This is a genomic window from Vibrio ziniensis (genome assembly GCF_011064285.1).
In the GTDB taxonomy this organism is placed as follows: domain Bacteria; phylum Pseudomonadota; class Gammaproteobacteria; order Enterobacterales; family Vibrionaceae; genus Vibrio; species Vibrio ziniensis.
Genome location: NZ_CP049332.1, coordinates 163,417 through 179,506 on the forward strand (window position 1 = coordinate 163,417; position 16,090 = coordinate 179,506).

General features: G+C 43.0%; 24 protein-coding genes. All 24 read right to left on the bottom strand.

The features are described from left to right. Nucleotide 1 precedes the first annotated feature (1 nt). Entirely contained in the window at nt 2-364 is a 363-nt protein-coding gene (locus tag G5S32_RS15710) for a hypothetical protein (RefSeq protein ID WP_165312976.1), read from the bottom strand. A 16-nt stretch (nt 365-380) separates the two neighbouring features. Beyond that, nucleotides 381-755: a hypothetical protein gene (locus G5S32_RS15715; RefSeq protein WP_165312977.1), complete on the bottom strand. Its 375-nt coding sequence runs from the start codon at nt 753-755 to the stop codon at nt 381-383. Then, nucleotides 752-1,024 (bottom strand): hypothetical protein, encoded by a 273-nt coding sequence (locus G5S32_RS15720; RefSeq protein ID WP_165312978.1) that lies wholly within the window; start codon nt 1,022-1,024, stop codon nt 752-754. Before G5S32_RS15720 ends, G5S32_RS15715 begins: the two co-directional genes overlap by 4 nt. A gap of 114 nt (nt 1,025-1,138) precedes the next feature. Beyond that, nucleotides 1,139-1,582: a hypothetical protein gene (locus tag G5S32_RS15725; RefSeq protein ID WP_165312979.1), complete on the bottom strand. Its 444-nt coding sequence runs from the start codon at nt 1,580-1,582 to the stop codon at nt 1,139-1,141. After that, complete coding sequence (locus G5S32_RS15730) at nt 1,572-1,892, bottom strand: hypothetical protein (protein ID WP_165312980.1); 321 nt, start codon at nt 1,890-1,892, stop codon at nt 1,572-1,574. Before G5S32_RS15730 ends, G5S32_RS15725 begins: the two co-directional genes overlap by 11 nt. Then, nucleotides 1,889-2,467 (bottom strand): hypothetical protein, encoded by a 579-nt coding sequence (locus G5S32_RS15735; protein ID WP_165312981.1) that lies wholly within the window; start codon nt 2,465-2,467, stop codon nt 1,889-1,891. Before G5S32_RS15735 ends, G5S32_RS15730 begins: the two co-directional genes overlap by 4 nt. Continuing rightward, nucleotides 2,464-3,735: a hypothetical protein gene (locus G5S32_RS15740; RefSeq protein WP_165312982.1), complete on the bottom strand. Its 1,272-nt coding sequence runs from the start codon at nt 3,733-3,735 to the stop codon at nt 2,464-2,466. The genes G5S32_RS15735 and G5S32_RS15740 overlap by 4 nt, the downstream gene beginning before the upstream one ends. Continuing rightward, complete coding sequence (locus tag G5S32_RS15745) at nt 3,719-3,874, bottom strand: hypothetical protein (protein ID WP_165312983.1); 156 nt, start codon at nt 3,872-3,874, stop codon at nt 3,719-3,721. The genes G5S32_RS15740 and G5S32_RS15745 overlap by 17 nt, the downstream gene beginning before the upstream one ends. A 20-nt stretch (nt 3,875-3,894) precedes the next feature. Further along, nucleotides 3,895-4,257 (bottom strand): hypothetical protein, encoded by a 363-nt coding sequence (locus G5S32_RS15750; protein WP_165312984.1) that lies wholly within the window; start codon nt 4,255-4,257, stop codon nt 3,895-3,897. Continuing rightward, nucleotides 4,258-4,695, bottom strand: coding sequence for a hypothetical protein (locus G5S32_RS15755; RefSeq protein ID WP_165312985.1), 438 nt, complete (start codon nt 4,693-4,695; stop codon nt 4,258-4,260). Then, nucleotides 4,695-5,786, bottom strand: coding sequence for a hypothetical protein (locus tag G5S32_RS15760; protein ID WP_165312986.1), 1,092 nt, complete (start codon nt 5,784-5,786; stop codon nt 4,695-4,697). The genes G5S32_RS15755 and G5S32_RS15760 overlap by 1 nt, the downstream gene beginning before the upstream one ends. Next, complete coding sequence (locus G5S32_RS15765; protein ID WP_165312987.1) at nt 5,779-6,189, bottom strand: hypothetical protein; 411 nt, start codon at nt 6,187-6,189, stop codon at nt 5,779-5,781. Before G5S32_RS15765 ends, G5S32_RS15760 begins: the two co-directional genes overlap by 8 nt. Further along, complete coding sequence (locus G5S32_RS15770; RefSeq protein WP_165312988.1) at nt 6,182-6,718, bottom strand: hypothetical protein; 537 nt, start codon at nt 6,716-6,718, stop codon at nt 6,182-6,184. Before G5S32_RS15770 ends, G5S32_RS15765 begins: the two co-directional genes overlap by 8 nt. Continuing rightward, on the bottom strand, nt 6,718-7,017 hold the full coding sequence (locus tag G5S32_RS15775) for a hypothetical protein (RefSeq protein ID WP_165312989.1): 300 nt from the start codon (nt 7,015-7,017) through the stop codon (nt 6,718-6,720). The genes G5S32_RS15770 and G5S32_RS15775 overlap by 1 nt, the downstream gene beginning before the upstream one ends. Nucleotides 7,018-7,064: 47 nt before the next feature. Next, nucleotides 7,065-7,985, bottom strand: coding sequence for a hypothetical protein (locus G5S32_RS15780; protein WP_165312990.1), 921 nt, complete (start codon nt 7,983-7,985; stop codon nt 7,065-7,067). A 120-nt stretch (nt 7,986-8,105) separates the two neighbouring features. Continuing rightward, nucleotides 8,106-8,699 carry a hypothetical protein gene (locus tag G5S32_RS15785; RefSeq protein WP_165312991.1) on the bottom strand — a complete coding sequence of 198 codons (594 nt, stop codon included), beginning with the start codon at nt 8,697-8,699 and terminating at the stop codon, nt 8,106-8,108. A gap of 26 nt (nt 8,700-8,725) precedes the next feature. Further along, nucleotides 8,726-9,628, bottom strand: a complete 903-nt coding sequence (locus G5S32_RS15790; RefSeq protein ID WP_165312992.1) for a hypothetical protein — start codon at nt 9,626-9,628, stop codon at nt 8,726-8,728. Then, entirely contained in the window at nt 9,625-10,119 is a 495-nt protein-coding gene (locus G5S32_RS15795; protein ID WP_165312993.1) for a hypothetical protein, read from the bottom strand. Before G5S32_RS15795 ends, G5S32_RS15790 begins: the two co-directional genes overlap by 4 nt. 9 nt (nt 10,120-10,128) lie before the next feature. After that, the gene (locus tag G5S32_RS15800; protein WP_165312994.1) at nt 10,129-10,998 is read right to left on the bottom strand and encodes a DUF1073 domain-containing protein; all 870 of its coding nucleotides are present in this window, start codon (nt 10,996-10,998) and stop codon (nt 10,129-10,131) included. Nucleotides 10,999-11,194: 196 nt separating this feature from the next. After that, complete coding sequence (locus tag G5S32_RS15805) at nt 11,195-12,637, bottom strand: phage terminase large subunit (protein WP_165312995.1); 1,443 nt, start codon at nt 12,635-12,637, stop codon at nt 11,195-11,197. Further along, nucleotides 12,609-13,103 carry a hypothetical protein gene (locus tag G5S32_RS15810; protein ID WP_165312996.1) on the bottom strand — a complete coding sequence of 165 codons (495 nt, stop codon included), beginning with the start codon at nt 13,101-13,103 and terminating at the stop codon, nt 12,609-12,611. The genes G5S32_RS15805 and G5S32_RS15810 overlap by 29 nt, the downstream gene beginning before the upstream one ends. 259 nt (nt 13,104-13,362) lie before the next feature. Continuing rightward, nucleotides 13,363-14,775, bottom strand: a complete 1,413-nt coding sequence (locus G5S32_RS15815) for a ParB/Srx family N-terminal domain-containing protein (RefSeq protein WP_165312997.1) — start codon at nt 14,773-14,775, stop codon at nt 13,363-13,365. A 68-nt stretch (nt 14,776-14,843) separates the two neighbouring features. Then, on the bottom strand, nt 14,844-15,014 hold the full coding sequence (locus G5S32_RS15820; protein ID WP_165312998.1) for a hypothetical protein: 171 nt from the start codon (nt 15,012-15,014) through the stop codon (nt 14,844-14,846). A 174-nt stretch (nt 15,015-15,188) separates the two neighbouring features. After that, the gene (locus G5S32_RS15825; RefSeq protein WP_165312999.1) at nt 15,189-16,001 is read right to left on the bottom strand and encodes a peptidoglycan-binding protein; all 813 of its coding nucleotides are present in this window, start codon (nt 15,999-16,001) and stop codon (nt 15,189-15,191) included. Nucleotides 16,002-16,090 lie beyond the last annotated feature (89 nt).

Sequence of the window (16,090 nt, forward strand, 5' to 3'; positions counted from 1 at the left end):
GTTACCTCAGTTTCAATTCTTCTAGTTCTTGCTTCAGCTTTTCGAGTTCACTTGCTGCGCCCGAATCGAGAGGCTGTTTTGTACCAACAGCAGGAGAACCTGAACCGCCCGAAACAGAAACGACTACTTGTTGCCCCGCCATTGATATCGCCTGTTCAGCAATACCAATTGCCTTATCAACAATAAATTGAGTATCCAATTGGGTGTTAGTTATGTAGATCGAAAATTCTTTGCCCATTATCAAGAAACCATCGCTATCACTTTGACCGGACGAAACATTGATAACGTCATTAGGTGTTTGAGTTTTTCCTTCAATCTCAACTTCTAACTTTGTGTCCCTGATTCTTGCTTTCAATAATTTCATTTCGAGCCTTACGCTTTTAGCGTTCACGAGTTGGCGTTACCGTTAAAACTCCTGCCTCCGAATACACAATGTCTCCATTTGTTCCGGTTAGTACGGCTCTATATTGAAATCCAGATTGAGCTAACGTAGCTCGCCAGTTACCCAATGTTTCTGTTTGCCAATTTGGTAGAAAATCAGCGTCATACCAACATGGATCAGGCTCACAGCTTGATTCTTGCCAATACACAGAGACATAGTTTTCAGCCGTAATAGAAAAGGAAATGCTTGCCCCATCTGCTGCGGTTATGGATTGTGGTTGTGTGGTGACTATTGGGAGTGTGCTTGGTGCGCTTTCACCCGCTTGGGGAACGACAATGCCCTTTTGGTTCGGTTTGTGAAGGTAATAACTCATGAAGCATCAATCCTCACGGATGCTTGGTTGAATGCTTCGTGGGGTTTGTAAGCGGGCGTATGAAAAAGCTTTTCGCCACTTTTCATCGTAAAGGCAATCCAATCATTAACAAGGATTCCGTCAAAGTTCTCGGGAGCTTCCGCACCCGTATAGATATAAATTCCCATACCTAATGAACTCTGGTTTTGAACCAACACAGAAGCACCATCCGGTACACCCGCATCCGTCCATACTCCGTAGACTGATTCTTGCTTTGCTAAAGTAGTCATAGTTTCCTCTCTGGTATCAGAATGACATTTCCTGGTCGAGTTTATTCGCGTGTTTTGGTATCAAAACGGCATTGCTGCAGCGACCGGTAACGCGAAAATTGGTATCAGAAAACGCTACGCGAACGACAAAGCGCCTTTGAAAATTTGAGTAGTTAGGTCAAAGTCACCGTCAATGGCAACAATGCGCTTCCCTTTATATGGGTAATACAGTTGAGGAATGTGGTTACACACAAAACGATAAGCATCGGTTTCAATCGTTCTATTCGCTCGTTCTGGTAGGTTTTCAATCTTAATGAACTCACCAATGTTTACATCTAGCGTGTAGCCCAGTTCTTCCAGAAAATCAGTGGCGCAGTTAATAGCCCTAGTTCTAGGTTGAACTCCATCTAGAAACTTAGCCCCTTCAACCATCTGATTGGGAACCTCCGTATATTTGGCGAAGGTAAAACCAAACGATGTAGGGACAATTTCTGGAAGGGATAAGGCGTAAAAATGATTGCGTTCCCAGTACTCCATTGAGAGTAAATAATCATTTTTAAGCGTTGCTCTAACTCTCATTTCGTATCCCCAATAATGCGAATCCATCATTACGTTTAACCGTAGCTAACGAGCCGTCTGCTCTAACGTAGAACTCACCGCTTTCATAAACTGGTAAAAACGCACCTCTGAACATGAATGCAATCTTCATAGTTTGGTAATCAGGTACTTCATTCTCATTGATTACTGTTATAGATAGGGGTTCACCTTCAACGGCTAACTCATTCACAATTTGCGGTATTTGCCTTTCAACAAAACCGGTAACGTCGCCTGATTCAAACCAAGTAAAGTCATTAGTCGTCAGCCCCATCAATTCAAGGATATTGTTCATTTAACGATCTCTACTGTTTTAGGGATATTGGTTACGGCGTTGTTTGAGTAGCTACCTGTCAGCGAAGATTCACCCTTTTGCATTTCAAAAGTGAGTACCTTTTCCGTTGTATCCGCTTTTGTAGCGATAGTCATATTGAGTAGCGTACCGCCAATAATCACCATTTCAGGACTAAAGAAAGAAATGCGAGGAAGTGAATCTTGCTTTTGAAAAAGCCAACTAGCTAAACCGATCATCGCATTTATGAAGTCGTTGCTACCGCTTCTCAAAGTAATGGTCGATGTATTGATATTTCCTTTTAGAATTGGCACTCCGCCCGCAACATCAATCGCTTTTACAACAGCTTGCTTATAGCCTTCGGGAATCATTCCAATTAAATCACCGATCAACGGGACAGGAATTGGCGTTGTAGAACGTAGATCGTGGTATTTTTCGGTTAGCTTTTTAATCTCGTCTTTATCTTCTGGCGTTAAATCAGCTTTCGCATTTAGCTCGGATAGCTGCTTTTGCTCACTTTCGGATAGGGTGTCGTCTAGATAAATTAGAAATAATGGCGGTGCTTTCTGCGTAATCATTTCAATGCTCCTACATCACCGCGATTCTTATTGTTTTGAGATTCCTTATCGGCAATATCCACCATCATTTGATTGATAGATGCGCCTTTTGCATCCATGTAATCAGTTATGTTCCCGAAGATGCCTTTTCCTGTCGTTGCTTTAAGAGGGCTATAAGTTCCAAAGTCCCATAACTTGTCCATGAAGTTAGACCAAGCACCTAAGCTGTTTATTGGTTGATTGCCTGCTTCTACTAAAGCATTCCAACGCTGACTATTTCCTTGTGAATAACTTGCTGCTGAACCAATTAAGCCTCGTTCTGCATTAACGACTTTAATCTCCGCATTATCAGCGAGAATCTTCCCCTTAACCTTCAAATCCAAAACATCAATATTCGCCTGAATACGTCTTTCCTCAGAAGCATCTAGATCAACAATGTTCTTGGCTTGATTTTGAGTAATTCCATTAATGATTCGCTTTTGAAAAGCTTCTGCATCACCTTGCGAAAGAACGGCTGCTGCCCCTTCACCTCTATTTAATGCTTCACCCAAATCATTCGTTCTTACATTGCCACCCATCATCGTATCGACAAAGTTTTGAAAGGTTAGATCGCTGTTATTGGCAAGCATCTTCTTGAATGGAGACATAAACCGCGAAGCTAAAAGCGCATCTTCATCTCCAAATACTTGGTTCATGTATTGAGCAGCGACTTCCGGTGTCAGCTTTGCCATTGACCCGATAAAATCTAGAAATGAGCTTTCTATGCCGTTTTTCTCTGCACTGCTTTTATACGCTGCCATTTCCGGACGTTCCAATGCCCCGACGAAACCAGATAACAGACCACGCAGATCAGATTGATCTAAGCGAGCTGAAATACCAACCGCACTCAAAGCAGCATATCGCCCCCTGTTAATGCCTAGAGCGTCTGCGGTGTCACTTATGTCAGACATATCATTTAGGCGTTCTCGGGCAATCTGTGCGTATTCCTCAGCCCCTTGAAACGCTTTAGTTACAATATCTTTGGCTACACCCGCAGCAGCCATTACAGCTTCACTAGCTAAGTTAGCCCCCGTTAGCATCAGGAAGCCTTGAAGATGCTTTAGCTTGTTTTTGACTTTATCACCGCCAGTTTCCACACCGCGCTCAAAGCCTTTACCCATCCAGAAATCAAAATCGTCAGCAGCTTGTTTTGCCGTTCTGCGAAGTTCTATTTCCATCTTTTTGGATTCTTCGCGCATCTTGCGCTCATCGATGCGTGGGGCGAGGATAAATTCAGAACTGGTAGCCATCGCTATTCGCCTCCTGTTGTTTTAGCTGTCGATAAGCTTTGCGCAGTACTAGACCTATGAGATCAGCGCCTTCGATATTGGGAGAATTCTCGATAACATCTGCCGCAAACCCATCACCTACAATCCGGTACTGCGCCAATTCATCTACTTCTGAGGGACTTAAAAAAAAAGACCTGAGTCTTTTAGATTTGAACAATGTACCAATGATTCGAGAACCATTTCCCCTAATTCGGGTAACTGGTAGTTATCGATATTTGACACATCAATCGACATTCCATGCTTATTGCTGTGCACAGAAACAAGGGCAAGCATGTCGTAATAGTCAATTCGCTGAACTGCCATTAACTCAATCAATATTCGCTTGCGCCCATCTGGGTCTAAAGATAAGAAATGCTCTTTGCATTGTTCTTCTGAGACTAGCCCTTGTTGACGCATTGTCTTTGCTCGGTACATATGCAAAACGAAGCCACAATAAGCCATGTATGCATTCCAAGCTTTTGTTCCTTTGAAGTTATTTATCACTTAAGCCACCGATTTGAATTCGTCTTTAAAATTCTTAGGGGCGGTTTGGATTACTAAATTCACATCTAGTGTGGATTCAGATTCGTTAGCCGTACCATTGCGGGGATCGTTCTTGATGATGCTCTCTTTAGTCACAATAGTTCGACCGTTCTTCTTGTTGAAAGACGTAAAACTAAAGCGTTCCTCACCCTTATAAATCTTGGTGTAAAGCTCAAGGTGTTGCTGGCTAACATTACGAAGCTTCACATTTACTTCAATCGGCTGAGTTAAGCCCGAAGAGACAATCTCCCCGTTACCATAACCATTTGGGTCACAAAACATCTGGACTACCTTTTGGTTATTTCGCCCAAGTTCTAGCACTGAGATATAGCTGTACTCCTCACCGTCATAAACAACGGTGGTTTCCATTTCACCAATTCGAAAAGAACTTCCAGACATTATTGAGCCTCCGTTACTTCGATGTTTGCCCGCCAAATTGGCTCGGCATCTTTGATTGCCGCTTTGCCCGCAACAACGTACTGCTCATCAGACTTAGTTATGTTGATGAAGTTATCGACATCAGAATCTAGATAGAAAAATGGGTAGGATTCATATTCAGTGATCACAGCTGCTGCCGATTCTTCAATGTTAACTCGCTGAACTGAGGTGTTATTTGGCGTATTAACCTGAATGTATCCGGTGATCGCCTCTTGGGTTTTTAATCTGGCGAGTCGGTCAACATACGCTTTAGTAATTGCTGCATTGCCGTTACCGAAGAAACCTAACGTTGCACCATCTGAGCCATTAAGGAAAAACGAAATACGCTTATTGAATAGGTCGTCTGCCTCACCAACCGTTTTGATAGTTGTTGCGGTGTTTGTGCTATCCAGTACGTAATACTGACAATTTCGCCAAAATGGTAATGACAGCAAGCGCCCGAATGCTTCATAACAGCCTGTATATGACCCATATTCATCAAAGAAAACTGTATCCGTTTGGGCTAGCTCTTCGGCTTGTGCTTTATCAGTTGTTACGAATGCTCGTACACCGCTAAAGTCAGCAAAGCTAAGGTTTTGAGCATCAGCAATATCAACGTCAGTAGAAAAACAGAGAGTGAAGTAATCTGTCGGGTCGAAGTCGATTGCTTCTGCATTTTCCGGATCAACTTCTGAGGCCAACATCAGAAGATAAAATTTCTCTAACCCGCCTGTCATTAGGTAAGCGACTTCTTTGTTATCAGTATAATTTTCAACTGTCGTAGGGTCGTAAACCGGAACAACTTTGAACTGGCTAGGGTCAATAAGCTCTCGTGTTTTAGTCGTTGTTTTGCCCGTTCTACCGTCTACAACAGCAAACTTTTTCTGAACAGTTTTAAGCTGCTTATTTGTGATTTTAGGCGTTGGTTTAGTTTCGGATTTTTTACTTTTTGCCTCTTCATAGCTACCCGTTACAAGAACCAAGCATTTATTCAAAAAGCTATAGTCCACATTCGTAGCGTTTTGAGCTTCGCTAATGCTGACCGCATAGTCGAAAACAAGAGTATTACTCATAGTCCACCCACTTAAATTGTTTGATTGCTTCGCGCGTTTTATCGAACTCAATTTCACACGCAAAAGAGAACTCTTTTGATACGGCAAGAACGCCAACGGATAGCCAATCTGTACTAGCTTCCGTATTGATCGCCGCGAGGGAATTGTTGCTGTCACCACGTTTTTTGTACTTATCAAACCGACTACCTAAAACACCAAATACAGGCTTATCTCGCCCCATATCAGCTAGCGATAATCTGATAGTTCCAAAAAATCGAATGTGTGATTCTGAGAAATATTGCTCACGCACACTGAGGTATTCGACATACACGTTGTCAGCACCGTCATGTAATGCACCCGCCCAATCAACTGCCTTGAGTTTGAATATGTTCTGAATCTCCGCATGTAGAGCCTTTCTAAACATATTGAGCCTTTATTGAGTTGAAGAAAGTTCCGGTATCCACCATCGCCCAATCAAAACCCTTCCCCTCCGTTTTATGCCCGTTGTAACCAACGCCACCCTTAACGGTAGTTGGCGAATTACTGCCGTAGTCTTTACGCATAATCGGGTTTCGTATTAGAGCCCGCGCACCACTCTCGATGCGTCTGATCATTTCAGGACTTGAGCTTCCCGCATTAAATAAACCAACCAATTCATTAGTTACCCGAATTACATCTTGGTTTTGGAAATGATTCTCGGCTTTTGAGAACACTCCATAGCGGGCATCCATGTATTCAGCGAGTTTGGTTAACTTCAAAGGTGATTTTCCTTTGTTGCCAGCCTGAATTCGGGAAGCCTGTTTACCTTGAAATGATTTTAAGGGCTTATCCCTATCGGCTTTTCTGGCTGTTTTGTTTTTATCGAGAACACCGATCCGAATATGGTGAGAATTGAACTCCCTCACCTCCTCTTCTAAATCGGTAAAATCCAAATCTATATCCATCGTAAACATTACAGACCTCCACCAATAACGGGGATTCTTGCGGGTTTGATAATGGGCTTTTTGGTGGTATCCAATGAACAACCATTTGCCTCTGCTAACTTATCAAGACGTACAAGCGTAAATCGCTTATTACTATCCATAGACACGCGCTCTAACAGAACGGACTGCGCTACTTTGTAATAGTCGCAATCATTTTCTGGTGACACGTTTATAGCGTTGGCAAAGTCGATCTCTTCCTGCGTCATTGATTCAGAACCGGAGTTTCTAAGTATTGAATCAATTTGGTTTTGTGCATCTTCTGAAATCATCAACTACTCCCAAAAATCAGGGGCTATAAAGCCCCTAGTCGGTTGTTTTACTTTTTACTCGCTTTAGCCTTAGCTAATGCGCGTGAAGTAGGTGTGGTAACCGTTTGGTAAACATAAGTACCTTTTGATTCGATTTCGTTTGATGCCGATTCGTAGGTAAATAGCGTTTTCATTGAGATGCCATGATCGCCTTCCTGCTTGCTATAAATTCCCGGCAATGAAGAGTGGTGGTTTGTAATTGCAGGGCGGTAAGCTAGCGAAATATGAGAACCCGCCTGTAGTACGTTTGGCACCTCTTTCTGAACCATTCCACTATAAGCCGCGCCTAATTCACTACGACCCGTAGTCATGGATGAGCCACTTACTACGATAGGTTTTCGCAATAATGCCGCTACATCACTCGAATAGCTCAATGTGATATTTGGGTAATCCGCTTCGGTAATGCCAAGAACTGACATCTCCACATAAAGCGCTTCAATCACAGTAAACACATCAGCAAGGTTATTAATTTCAACCGCAGTAGTATCGACTTGAACCGACTTGTCATTGTTGAACATACCCGCATTGCCGTATGCACCATGAAATTGTTCATAGTCGTACTGCATTAACATGCGGTTAAGAATGCCCGCATTGATGTTCACATCGCTTACATCTTGTAGGTTAGAAAGTTGGAATTCTACATGCGTAGGTTGGCGGTGGTATTGGAACTCAATTGGTTTAGCGTGAGCTTGTGCCAGTTCAGTTGTAGCGGGAGTTAATGCCTCCGCGAATTTCTGTTCAGGGAAAGCACCGGTCACATCGTAGCTAATATGAATTACAGAACTTTGGCGTAACTTACCATCTGAATAGTCTTCTTCATTTGCAGCTAGGCTAGCTGTATACGGAGTGTAAGTTAGCTTATTGCTTCCCATAACTTTCGCGTTGTAGCGACGTTCTACTTTAGATTTGCACACTAAGTTAGTAGGCATTGAGATTTTCCTTTTTAAAATCTAGGTATCAAAAAAGGGCTAATCCGTTTTCCTGGAATAGCCCTTTTGGTATCAATTGTTGGGTTTCCGTCAGCTGACGGAGACTGGATTTGGTATCAGTTACTTTTTTGCACCTGATTTCGCGGCTGGAGTATCTTCGGTTGGTGGTACTGGAGCCGCAGCCGTTGCAGCTACCCATCCACCGTCTTGGCGTGAATATGGCGTTCCATCAATTGGGGCTTCTGGAATACCCGTTGAACCGCCTGAACCCGCAGGAGCCGCGCCACCGTATGCATTGACCAAAACACAGTTCTCAATCGAGCTACCGTCTGCATCAATGCCAAAAACATCAATAGCAGCGACATCACCCATGATTGTGGTAGAACCATCTGCGCCCGCTTCTACAACTTCACCCGTCACGTTATCAACCGCGAAAGCACCGCCTACAGTCAAAGCCGCACCTTCTTTCATGCGCAGACAAATACCGTCACCAGTTTTGATTACGCCCGTAACTTTACGAGCCGAATCTAAATCATGTACAGAGAAGCCGCCAAACGCTGAACCGTTATAGGTAGTCACAATTGGCTGACTACCGTCATAGTTACCTACAGATACGGCTACACCCGCTACCAAAGCACCTTCAAACTTACGTGGGTAAATAGTATCGCCGTTGCCACGATAACGAGGTGCGCCTAATGGAAATTCAAGACTCATAGTTTTTCTCCAACTTTGTTTTGTGATTACTCGTTTGCTGCTGATTGTTCAGCAGTGTGTTGTCCGGTCTTAAAACGAGCCTCAAAGGCAGCAATTGCGTTTTCGTCTTTAGTTCCCGAGAGAGGCTGACCTAAGTCTGCGATTTTGCCTTTGTTGAAAATGGCTCGTTCAAGTAGAGGCCAAGCAAACTTACGGTCTATTTCGTGAGACTTGATTCCATCTTTCAGAATCTTCTCTTTTACTGAGTTGCGGTCACGTTCTTCTAGAAGATCGAGCATTTCTTCATTTTTAAAGAACGCTCGAACAGTTGCGGCAGCTAAACCTTGAGCACGTTCAGCGGGGTTCTTAGCCCAACGGTCAACGTCTTCTTTTACTTCTGACATACTGAACCATGAGGGAAAAAGATCTTCGTTAGCTTCGGCAAACTTATCGAAGTCAAAACCAAACTTAATTGCATCGGCTAATTCAGCTTCGGTATCAGCTTGCTCATTGCTTTTCTCAAACTGCTTTTGGAGTCGGGTAACGATGTCGTCTTCACCCGTTTCATTCTTTTGATTGTTAGAAAGAAGCTCTTTTAGCTGTTCCTCAAAGGTCTTTTCTTTGGGCTTTTGATTACCGCCCTGCAGAATCTCAAGTAACTTAGTGGCATCCAATTCACTGTTGTTTTGCTTACCGGAAATTAGCTGTAAAAGCTGTGCTTCCGGTGATTGTTGCTGTTGTTGATTAACTCCACTTAGCAGTTGTAACAGCGCAGGGTTAATGGAGTTTTGCTGCTGCCCCGTTACACCGCCTAGCAAGGTGATCAATTGTTGGGTTACATCCGGTTGCTGATAGTTACCCAGTAATGCTAAAAGTGGGTTTTGTTGACTGCTAGAAAACTGATTTTGATTACCGCCCGCAAGTAGCAGAAGAAGCTGTTGTAGGTTCATGCCTTTTTACCTCTGTTGATTTTTGTAGTGATTTTCTGGACGTGTTTTTGTCCCGCGATGATTTTCATTCCACACTGACAGTTGTACTCAACCCCAAGCCCTAACTTCTCAGCTTGTTTGATGGTCATGCGTTTTCCGTAATGTAGAGCGTGTGTGGCGCGTTCTTCCTCAGCTGAGGATGGTTGCCACTCGATGATGATTTCGTCGGCATTTGGTGAGCTAGCAAGGGTTTGAAGAATCTCGCTGCTTAATGTGCCAGTCATGGTGTTTTTGATGTTTTTAGCGAAGTCGATATTGGCTTTGTTTTTCGACCTTTCTAACCGCTTGATCGTCATGTAAGCATTAGTCTTTGCTTGCATGAGAACGGAGTATTTGTTTATGAGCTTCAATTGCTCACGCTGCATCCCTCCTCGTTCGTTGTAAATCCTCTCAAAATCTACCCCTAACCAATCAATGAGCTTTGTAGCCATTGAATAAGGAAACAGGTACATGCCGCCTCCTTACCCTTTTCTATTGATTCCGAAGTCAGCAATTGGCAAAACGGATTCCACCATTTTTCTCTTTTCGGTTTCGTCAAATAGAGAGCTCATTTCGATAGAATTTAGGAAGTTAGAGATTTCTGTTAATTGACCTATATCGGGTTTGATAATGAAGTCAGCGCCAAACACCGATTCAAAGATGCCCCTTAATACCTCGTTAAAGTCCCGAATTGACGCAAGCCTATTTTGCTTCTGGTCGCCTTCTCCGGTTGAGTTGAGGCTTCCGACCATCTGACCATTGATGAACGACATTGGACGCCCTGTGGCGTTGCAGATTAACGAATAAGCGTACTCAAGTTGTTCCTTGGGCGGTTTCATATCAACTTTGGGCATTTCCACTTCGGATTGAGAATCCAAGTAAGCCACACCGCTTTTGTTCAATGCCGTGTTTATCTGATTGATTTGTGTTTCTACTGCTAGCAGTACTTCACGATCTGAAATCAACTCACCTAAATTGTGAATCTTGAGAACTAACGCCCCGCCAACACGAATCAACTTAGCTGCACCCATAATGGCATCGAACACCATGCCGAAATACGCTTCTAAAAGTTCCGTTCTGTAGAACTCTTCAAAATCCAAAATGACCAAATCAAGTTTGTTCTCTTTGCTTTTGAAAACAGAGTCATTACGTTCTTCAAAGTAAAAAGCGTTTTCTCTACCCGTTACCGGTCTTTTCCGCAGAGTTATCGCGTTTTCCTCAGCCATTGCCTCAATGATGTAGTGCATTAGCCCACGAGTTAACTTTGGCGAATGTGAATCGAAAATCGTTTTGGAGAAATCCGAATTCCCTATTTCATCTGGTACATCGACAATATCTAACGTCACAAACATGATGCGCGAATACAGTTCCCTAATCGCTATTTCTACATATCGTGCTTTCGCTATTGAAAACGGGTCTAGCTCAGTAAGTACGGGGAGTAATCGCGGGTCTTTTGATCTTATGAACTTATAGTAAGCCTCGAAATTATCCTTCTTGTTCGGAGGTGATTCGGAAGCGCCTTTCTCGGGTTCGTCATACAAGCCCATATTAGTGTCTACCTCTTATTTTGATTTTGTCTGAAACAATCCCACCTCTAACGGCAGCGTTAGTTAGTGAATCGGGCGCATCATCATATTCAGCATCCTTGTTGAATTTGACGCAGTGAGTTAGCCATGTTTGATTCGACCAGTTTTCAATGAATCTAAGCCGCATCATTGCTAGAAATGCTCCGACCCTAAAGATCCGATCATGCTTGTCACCTAGCGTTGTTCTTGGTGTTGCATCAATGCCACGAACAGCGAAATAGTCTTGAGGTGCTGTACCTACCCCGTTGTCCTCGTAATAAAACTCAATAACCGGAAATTGGTTTATCCGTTCTGCGAGTTGGTCAATAGCGGCATTCCATGATTGATGGAAACAGAAACCCCATGCGAACACATAACCACGCAATTGGGCGATGAACGTTAAAGCAGTAAAATCCCCGCCTTTGAAAGACGGGTCTAAGAACGCGATACAAGGTGGTGGTTCATCACTACTTTCTGCAGTAATTACAGGAGTATCCATAAACGGATAACCAGAGATTTTTGGTGATGGTTTACCTAGCCAAACATGCTCGTAGTAAACCTCACCGGATTCAGCTTCGGCTTGAGTTAATAGCTGCGGGTCTTGGTAACGTTTAGGCAAATCGAAAATATTGATGTGTTTGATTCTAGCCGCATCGCCAAAAGTGCGAACTTTAGTGATCACCGGATCTTCCGCAAAATTGGGGTTCATTGCGAAGAAGAACCTAGCCTCAGTTACATCAACTTCTTCCTCACCAAATGCTAGCCGTAATAAACGCTCATACTCAGGTGTAAAGGTAACCTGCCCTGAACGGTTAACCGTTGGGAACAACACATTCAATGAATCTTCTGAGGCATCCTGCGCCTCATCCATGAAGACCATTCTTACTTTGTGTTTACCTTTGATTTTGTTTACTTGGCTAAATGCAGTTTTACCGCCTGTAGAGCGTAACCCCGTAAACGCGAACTCAACGTTGGTTAGTTTGTTAGTGATCTTGTTGTGCGTGATTTTGAAATAGTGCTCAAGTCCCGCCTGTTTGATTAGGTCACTAACTACCGAGTGAACCGAATCTTCAATGGAAGTTTGTATCTCACGTAAAATTAGGAAAAGTGAATCTCGATACTTTTCTTCAAAAGACTGCTCAAGCATGTAACAGATAATCGCAAAGGTTTTGCCAGAACCGCGACCACCTTTTAAAACGATATACTTTGCAGATTCATCGCCAAATAACTTCCGGTAAATTGGCGGGATACTGAATTTGTCCTTAGTGGCTAAAAGCATTTTTTTGGAAAACGCCTTAATCATTTTCCTTAGGTGTAATGCTTCTCTCTTGTTGTCTCTCCGTTCTAACTTTTCGATAAGTCCGTCAACGTCTACCCGCGCCAACATCTCTACAACTTCATTCGGAGTTATCTTCAGCTGGCTCATGGCTAATCTCTACATTCAAGAACGCTTTCAACATGCCTCCCAAGTCTTGGGTAATGTCTTCAAGTTCTAAATCGTCAAAATCATCGGGAAGATCATCTTCCTTGTAATTCTCTCGATAGTTTTTGGGGTCTAGCCTACGTAGGCGAAATTGGAGTAATGAATCGGAGTAACGGCGAATAGGCACTATCTTGCTAATCGTCTTTCCGTCTTGTGTGACTTTTAGCGATTTGTAATCGACTACGCCCTCAATAGCCCTTCGATCAGCTTCCCGTTCTAGTTTTTCAACTAAGTCCATTCGGGCATCGTCTAGCTGTTGTGAGAAAGTAGGGTCTTCGGCTGAATAGTCGTAAATAGAGCGACGAGAATATCCGGCAATTTTTGCTGCTTCACCAATAGTCGCTCCCTTTTCTAGTGATTCGAAAAATCGCTTATCTCGTGCCCTTGTTCTTTTGCTCTTTCTGGACACTTGGAATATCTCCAAAATCAAAAATGTTCGTTTTCATCAAAAGCCTGTTTTCTGCTCTCTCTTGTTTGAAATGCGCGAAATGAAAATAAAAAAAACCGCAGCCAACCCCATCTACAGGGGAATGGCTAAACGGTTTCGATGTATTTAACTAGGTTGGTTTTGGTAACTTTTAAACGCTATTGTTCATAGTCGGTATGGCTACCAATTTAAAAACGCACAGAAAGAAACTGATAGGTACTACTTTCAAAAGTGTTTTTGATTATTCTTCCTGTTCGGTGTCTTCTGGATCTTCTAAATGAACCTCAATATCACCACAAGCTAAAGCAGCTTTTTTAGGGTCGCCCTTAACAAATACCAAAACGTTTTGGTGTGTTTTGCCTAGCTTCCTACTTTGTGAAAATTGCTTACCAACGCGAATCGGTAGTGAGCCAACAACGTTTACCAAAATTGCTTCGTTGTAATATGAAAAGCCCGCATCAATGAAAGCCGTTATCGTGTCTCCTACAAAGTTCAGGTATACCCCGTTCTTGTCCCTAACCTCACCAACTACCCAAGCAGCGAACCGGTCATTCTTCAAAAGGTTGAAACTAGCCTGTATTACTTTTCGGTAGCCCGCTAAGAAATCCTCATAACTCATGTTTGATAAGTCTTTCGGGTTATCGCTGTATTTCTCTAAATCGGCATAAGGAGGACAGGAGAAAATCATATCCGCTTTTTCATGGATTAAGGTTTCAAGCTCAACACTATCGCCAATTGTCCAATGAGGTTTAGGCTCAACACAAATCGAATCTGCTTGTTCTCGGTTAGCCAGTACTTGTTCTTCCCGTAAATCGTTACCCGTATATTTACGATTTGTTCTTGAGGCCACTACGCCCCGTACAGAACCTCCCGCGAATGGGTCTACGATATGCCCGTTGTTAGGACAAAACCATTCATAGCAAAGCTCAGTAAGTACCGGATCGAAAATACTAGTCGTAGACATCTTAGTGAGAGAACAATACTTCTCTTTGTATTCCTCGGTAGATAGCTTCCGTCCTAGCTTTTTCTCGATTTCGTTTTTCTCAGTATATTGGCTAGTGCTTAACGCGCTTATCGTTAAACCTTCATCACGACCTACTTCACTTTGAATGCCGAGTTCTAGCCAAGCTCGCTTACGTTCTTGCCACCATCCCGTTCTGGAATTGAATATTGAAAACGGTGGAAGTATGAACTTGTCAGCTAATGACCCGACTTTGCCGCTTGAACCTTGACTCTCTTGTTCTTCGTTTTCAGATAACAAATCTAAGAAGTCATCATCAAAAGCGATTAGGTCAATATCGAAATCGCCTTCCTGCAGAAACTCTAATTCCAGTTTCAAGAGTTCTTCATCCCAACCCGCATTCAGTGCCAATTGGTTATCCGCTAGTATGTAAGCCTTTTTCTGATATTCAGTCAGCCCATTTAGAACAAAAACAGGTACGTTCTGTAGTTTCAACAAGTTTGCAGCTAACAGTCGTCCATGACCCGCGATTAGCCCGTTGTGTTCATCAATTAAAATGGGGTTTGTAAAACCGAACTCCGTAATTGATGCAGCGATTTGCTTTACCTGTTCAGGGCTGTGAGTCCTAGCGTTGTTTGCATAAGGGATTAATTCTGAAACCTGTCGCTCACCAAATTGGTATCCAGTATTCACGTCTTCACCATAATTAAAAAATCACCTTCAAAGCGGATAGCTCTGATAGGCAAATAAAACAAAACCCGCTATTTAGCAGGCTTGGGTTCTACTTTGATTGAGCACTCTCGTTTTAATACGAGATTTCCCGTTGTTCCTTTTTCTGAACATGACGTCATTCCATTGCGGCTGTTTTGTTCAACGTGGTAGTTAGTGCAACCACCAAGAACTAAAAGGACTAACAAAAATTGTTTTTTCATTCTTCTGAGCTGCCCCCTGAACACATGCTTACTGCCTGTAATCCGGTGTCATCAATTCGGACAGTGTTTTTGCACTGCGAACCGTTAACCGCCCCGTTTTCTACATACGCAACGGAAGTACATCCGCTGAGTAGTACCAGAATGAATGTTGCCGCTATTGCTTTCATGTCATGCTTAACTCCAGTAGTAGGTTGATTCGATTTTGTCCCACGTGTTTTTGCCAACAACGCCATCGGGAGAAAGACTATGTTGTTTTTGAAACTCGATAATTTTTGACTGAGTGACATTTCCGAAAATGCCATCGGGTTTTAGGCTGAGGTTTAATTGCAGTTCGATAACATCAACTCCTCGAGAACCTACTTTCAAAGTAGAACGGTTAATAGGAGCACCTAAAGCTAGCTTCAAAGCTCGCTCAAAGTCATGCGCATAACCCGCGATGGTTTCGGCTCTATCAGTACCGTTAATAATTCGTCTAGCGCTTATATAGTCGGGTTGTTCTTGATCGAGGTAATCTGCTAATCGCTTTCCGGTAAACAGGCCAGTCCCCATTCCTAGAATCGTTGCTTGGGCTGAATACATCGGACGGAGTAACCATTCGGGCTTTTTCACCAAATCCACCCCGCGCTTCAAAGTAACTGGGTTAATGACCATTTCACTTAGCTTTTGATAATTTGCTTTCCAAGTAACCTGGACATCACCTCGCCCGTAGTAAGCTTTTCCTGTTTCAGAGTCAGGAATACCATATTGATAGCCGACACCTTTCCCGTACTCTTCAACAGGCTGCATTGCAAAAGCGGTTTCGTGATAGACAGTAGCTAACACATAAGCAACGTAGGATAAGGGTATTCGGTGACCACAACTTCTTAGTAGTAACCAAGCAACTAAGTAGCGAGCACACCCGTTCACCTGTAAATTAGTTATGTTTCCGCAATAAAAAACGGCATTCACTCGATGAGCAAATGCCGCGTTAGAAATTGTAAAGTGCATTTTATTTCTTCCTCCACACACTTTTTGTGGTCTTTGTGGAATGGACTCCATTTTTTAGTATTTATGCCAAACCCATTTTGAGACGATGT